Annotated in this window: 3 protein-coding genes; all 3 read right to left on the minus strand. The window is 47.8% G+C overall.

Translation table 11 applies throughout. The features are described from left to right. Positions 1-217: 217 nt before the first annotated feature. On the minus strand, positions 218-400 hold the full coding sequence (locus IQ219_RS18240) for a hypothetical protein (RefSeq protein ID WP_194073544.1): 183 nt from the start codon (positions 398-400) through the stop codon (positions 218-220). 611 nt (positions 401-1,011) lie between these two features. Next, entirely contained in the window at positions 1,012-2,229 is a 1,218-nt protein-coding gene (locus IQ219_RS18245; protein WP_194073545.1) for a hypothetical protein, read from the minus strand. Positions 2,230-2,768: 539 nt separating this feature from the next. After that, positions 2,769-3,026 (minus strand): hypothetical protein, encoded by a 258-nt coding sequence (locus tag IQ219_RS18250; protein WP_194073546.1) that lies wholly within the window; start codon positions 3,024-3,026, stop codon positions 2,769-2,771. Positions 3,027-3,301 lie beyond the last annotated feature (275 nt).

The following is a 3,301-nucleotide window of genomic DNA, read 5'->3' on the forward strand; positions in this document are numbered from 1 at the left end:
GAACCTTATATAAGGTTCGCAGTAGATTATTGCGATCGCCACGATGTTAAAAGGGTCATACGTGGTCGTGTAGCATCGTGCGATGACGTACGTTGTCGCTATAGATTATTGCGGGCCCAACGATGCTAACTTTGCTCTGATAGGGTCAGTGTAGGTCTGTGGCGGTCATACAGCATCGCTCGTTATCGTGACAGTACCCTAGGGTAGTTGCTATAGATTATTGCGCTCCCAACGGTGCTAAAACTGGCTTGATAGGGTCAATGTAGGTATGGAGCCTCAACCGACGGTGATTGACGGATACTTGCACGGTGCTGGGCATAAATATCCCCTGAGCCTGGAAAGCCCAAGCTGGAAGGACTGGCTTAAGACTCATCGCCGCTTCTATGTGCAGTGTGACCATGGCCGGGTCAGCGTTTACAAGATTAGGAATTATTGGATAGCTCAGAAAAGGATTAAGGGGCGCTTGCTACAGCAACGGCTTGGTAGCACGGTGCGATTAGCTTGCATCCCCTGGACAATCCTTCAGCAACACGTCTCAGAACTCATTGGCGGTTAGTTGTTACCTAACAATCTTGGACTTTTTCCTTGGCCCATCTTTGGCGGGAAGGTTAGCCTTAGCAGGTCTTAACCCCTTCCCCAGATGGTTGGATATGCCTTCGCACCGGTCTCAGGACTTCCAAACCTGTCCCGGTCATTTAATCTTAGCAATTACTTCCCTGATTAGCAACACAAATTCTCTGCATTGGTGGCTTGTGAGAGATAGGGACTAAAGACAAGGTAAGGCGGCGGCGCTTCGCTTCGCCCCGGTCGGTAAGATGGAAGTTTTACTGGCAAAAGCATTGGGCTGTTCCTGTTAGCGTACTGCATTAGTTAACATTTTTGGTTAATAGTTACCTAACATGAGATTGCATTGGTTAGTGTACTGAGTTTAGATGGGGATATTCTGACTGTCAGGCATGGCAATTTTCCCCATTGGTTTGGGGTTGGTAGAACAGAGTTACAGATTTTGTCTTAGCTAGTACCAAAGGCTAGTGCTATCTGATTTTGGTCAGTGGGATTGTAGTCTGGAGCGAACCTGAAAGCCCAAGCAAGTATCCTTTCCTTGTCATTAACCACTCTGGTTATTGTCCTCATATACTGTACTATCCCTGTTGCTTGCAAGTCGTCAGATTGAGTAACTATCAATTCAATAAGGGTCGATGGTAGCTCAGTAACCAAGCCTAAAACTATCTTTCTTAATTCCTTTGAGCAATGCCACCAATGGGTAGGAAGGTCAGTGCGTTTTGGATCTGCTTCAGTGAATCGCCTAACATCTTTTCCCCCTTTGCTCATGTACTTTCCAAGGTATCCCTCGGCTGATTTCCTAACAGCCTTGACCTCAACCCTTGGGTTTAATTCGTTAGGATTAATCACTTCTCCAGCCATTCTTTCTACTTCATTAGCAAGGACTCTGGCGAAAATGGCTTGCATCTTAGCGTGGCTAATGTAGTGTTGCTTTTTCCTTCCCCCCAGGGTATTTTTTGCCCCTTTAATATAAGTTTTGCCATCCCAAGCAACATAGCACGCATGGAGGTGTGGTATGGGAAAGCCTGCAAATTTAGACCTGGCTGTTTGAATCTCCGTTACTGCGATCACATGGCTTGGGGCCCCCTGGCGTTCCAATTCTCGCTTTAACTCCTGGGTGAACTTACGGACAATCTCAGCCCATTGGCAAACCCAAATGGACAAATAATCGGGATGGTCAGGCAAGGTCAAGGTCAGAAATCCCAGCCGATTCCTGGAAAAGTATTGCTGGAGTATGTGGCAGGCTGAGCGCACCATCCTAGCTCCATAGCTCGTTATTCCCTTAATGCCTTTCCTTTTTCTGCGCTTCTGGCAAAGCTGTCGAGGGTCTATCCGGTCGGTCTGGTAACTTCCTTCCAAGTCTGTGGCGGTGATGGTATCCGGCAAAGGGTCACTGGCAAGTATCCAATCCCCCGGCTCTGTTCTGATCCGGTCTTCCAATTGCTCGATTCTTATTCCCAAGGCGATCGCCCGCTGTATTTCTACCTCGGTGGAGTCTGGCCCAATTTGCCTTAAAGACTTAATCCCACGCCTTTCGCAATGCTCAAGGTATGCCCGATAGCAATCGTCATCAGTGGCATAGAATTGCCGCCACTCTTGCTCAAACTTCCCAAAGCCTGATTCCTGCTTTTCCCTGGGAGGTGGTGGGATGTAACCCAGCGTCACTTCCCCATTGGGATAAACCCTTGATGCCCATTTTGAAACGTAGGGGCCCAGCTAATAAGGGTCGGTTTCCGGTTCCCGTTGGGGAATTTGGATCAGGTTATCCGGCGGGGAGGGCAGATTTTTGGCTAACATGGGGGTAGTTTTTAATTCGTTTGTCGGGTCAGCAAACTTGTCAGAGTTACGTGGCCCGCTTTTATTTTAGAGCTTTTAATTCGTTTATCGGTGTGGGAGAGCCTGGCTTAAGTTTCAGGTGCCAGACCGCATCCCACTCCCTCAACCTAGCATAGGAATTGTTAGTTTGGGGGTTTATTTTTTGTCCTTCTATATCCCCCTGGGGGGGATACGTTTCCCTTTCCCTATAAGGGTTTTGGGTTTTCTAACTAATAGCTTCATAAGCTGTTTTCCTACTAATTGCGTTCTGCTGACTGTATTGTTTCTAATATGAGCTAAGTGCTACTAATGGCGGGAATTCCCATCAGAAACCATGATGAGCAGTGGACTGAAAATCCACAGTTCAACAAAAAAGCCCTCTCCCGTAACTAGGGAAGGGTCTTGCGGACAGACTCGATTAAGTCAATAACAGCTTGGAGCTTGGCAGGGACGGCGGCGGCTTCGTAGCAGTCCAACAGCAAGTCAACATTAGGATCAATCTGGATCAGGGATTCCTGCGACAGGACATTAAGAATGGTGAAATATCGTTGGTTCTCAGCAATTTCTGAAAGGATATCCTGAGCTTCCAATAAATCAAGCTTGTGGCAACCTGTAACGGCTTGCCCGGTAATGCCGGAAGTCTTCATAATGATTGAGCCTCAAGTCTACTGTGTTTAGATTTGGCGGAAGTCGTCCTGGGTCGTGTTGCTAGCACGATGCCGGGGCGCATTGATGAGCATTTTATCCGATTACTGGCAGGCTTGGCGGGTCATACAGCATCCCTCTCGTTACGCAGAACCTTATATAAGGTTCGCAGTAGATTATTGCGATCGCCACGATGTTAAAAGGGTCATACGTGGTCGTGTAGCATCGTGCGATGACGTACGTTGTCGCTATAGATTATTGCGGGCCCAACGATGCT

Source organism: Synechocystis sp. LEGE 06083, from assembly GCF_015207725.1.
GTDB classification, from domain to species: Bacteria; Cyanobacteriota; Cyanobacteriia; order Cyanobacteriales; family Microcystaceae; genus Synechocystis; species Synechocystis salina.